Below are 2,299 nucleotides of genomic sequence, written 5' to 3'. Positions count from 1 at the left end.
AACGGCGGCGAGCATGGAACCGGCGACGCCCAGGGCGAGAGCCGAGCCCACGAGGGTCTTCTTCGAAGCGGCGATGCGGCGGATGACGGCGTTGGTCACGAAGAACCTTTCACAGGGAACAAGGACTGTCGCGGCATGCCGAAGACATGCGTGAGCCACTCACGCGGAGGAGAGGGATTCGTCGGCGGGGGGTGAAGCACCCCTGCCGCCTTGCGACTCATCCAGTTCTACAGACGCCCCGGCGGCCTGGCAATGAACGCTGTTACTAGGGGGCCTCGCAGGTGAGTGCGACGAATGCCCGTGAAAGGGGCGTATCGGGCGTTTTCGGGCTACGATCCTGGGCCGTATGTGACGTGGGTCCTGTGGGGCGGGTCACCGGTGGAGGGTCGAAATCTCACCTTCAGTGAGGGTTCGTACCCCTTTCAGGAGCAGGTTCCACGGGCTCCGCGCCCCCCGAATCGAAGGAAACGGGCGCCTCGAAGGCAGCTTTGCGCGTCGCCCGCCGCAGGGCCTTCAGCAGCGTGGCGCCGAGGGTGAGGGTGAGTACGACGGTCAGCGCCGCCCGCCCCAGATCCCAGCCCAGCGAGGTCGCCAGGCAGTACGCGACGAAGCGGGCCAGGTTCTGGGCGACCGGGTCACCGGGATGGAACGAGATGCCCTGGCCCGTGCCCTGCAGGATCACCCACCCCTGGAGGTTCATGACCGTGCCGTACGCGAACGAGCCGGCGAACCCGTACGCCGCGAGCATCCACAGCTCCGCCCGGCCCCGGATCCGCCCCGGCCCGGGGAGCAGCCCCGCGCCCAGCGAGAACCAGCCCATGGCCAGCATCTGGAATGGCATCCACGGTCCCACCCCGCCGGTGAGCAGGGCGGACGCGAACATGGTCACCGAGCCCAGCACGAAGCCGAAGCCCGGACCCAGGACGCGGCCGCTCAGCACCATCAGGAAGAACATGGGCTCCAGCCCGGCCGTGCCCGCGCCCAGCGGCCGCAGCGCCGCACCCACCGCGGCCAGTACGCCGAGCATGGCGACGGCCTTGGAGTCCATGCCCTGGTCGGCGATGGTCGCGACGACCACGGCCACGAGGAGGGGGAGCAGCGCGGCGAACAGCCAGGGGGCGTCCTGGGAGTGCGCGAACCCGGACTGGCGGTCCGCGAGCAGGGGCCAGCCGAAGGCGGCGATGCCGATGAGGGTGACGAGGACCAGGGCCGCGGCGGCGCGGGGGCCGATGCGCAGGGGGCGGGCGGGGCGGACGGGGCGGTTCACGGGGCATCCGCCGGGTCCGGGCCGTGCAGGGCGGCGGCCACCTGGGACACCGTGAGCCAGTGGCCGGGGGCCAGGATCTTGGCGACCTGTGGGGCGAAGGCGGGGGAGGACACGACGACCTCGGCCGTCGGCCCGTCGGCGACGATCTCCCCGCCCGCCAGGATGACGACCCGGTGGGCCAGCTCGGCGGCGAGCTCGACGTCGTGCGTCGCCAGGACGATGGCGTGACCGTCGGCGGCGAGCGCGCGCAGCAGCTCGATCAGGCGGGCCTTGGCGGCGTAGTCCAGGCCGCGGGTGGGCTCGTCGAGGAGGAGGAGGGCGGGGCGGCCGGTGAGGACCAGGGCGAGGGCGAGGGTCAGGCGCTGGCCCTCGGAGAGATCACGGGGGTGGGTGTCGTCGGGGACGCCGGGCAGGAGGGTGGCCACCAGGGCACGACAGGTCCCGGGGGCGGCACCCGCGTCGGCGTCGGCGGCGGCGCACTCGGCGGCGACGGTGTCGGCGTAGAGGAGGTCGCGGGGTTCCTGGGGGACCAGGCCGACCCGGCGGACCATTTCGGCCGGCGGAGTGCGGTGGGGGGCGCGGCCTCCGACGGTGACGGAACCGGAGGTGGGGGCGAGCGTCCCGACGAGGGCGGCGAGGAGGGTGGACTTGCCGGCGCCGTTGCGGCCCATCAGGGCCACCGTCTCGCCGGGCGCCACCGCGAGGGTGATGTCGCGGAGAACCTCTGCGCGGGCGCGGCGGATGTGGAGGGCCGTGACCGTGGCTGTCGCCGTGTCCGGGCCGGTTGCGGGGCTCGGCGTCATGCGGCGCAGCCGGGCCAGCAGACCGTTGCCGCTGCGCGGGGCCCTCTCCCCGCCCCGCCCCTTCCCGAAACCGGGCTCTGCCCGGACCCGCGCCTCAAACGCCGGCGGGGCTTGCGAGCGCAGCTCAGCCATATCCAGCCCCGCCCGGAAGCCGCGGGACACGAGGAGCCCGTAGAGGAGCAGAATCGCGGTCAGGCCGACGAGGCCGAGCTCCTCGCCGGCGGTGGCC

2 protein-coding genes are annotated in these 2,299 nt (G+C 73.3%); both read right to left on the bottom strand.

Annotated features, from left to right (window positions below):
* Positions 1 to 400: 400 nt before the first annotated feature.
* Positions 401 to 1,267, bottom strand: coding sequence for an ECF transporter S component (locus ACWDYJ_RS36155; RefSeq protein ID WP_451569844.1), 867 nt, complete (start codon positions 1,265 to 1,267; stop codon positions 401 to 403).
* Positions 1,264 to 2,299, bottom strand: a 1,036-nt coding sequence (locus tag ACWDYJ_RS36150; RefSeq protein WP_451569843.1) for an ATP-binding cassette domain-containing protein, incomplete at its 5' end; no start/stop codon positions are given. The genes ACWDYJ_RS36150 and ACWDYJ_RS36155, both read right to left, overlap by 4 nt.

Source organism: Streptomyces sp. NPDC003042 (genome assembly GCF_053591315.1).
Note: the sequence above shows the minus strand (reverse complement) of the source record. Positions and strands in the feature narration are given on the sequence as shown.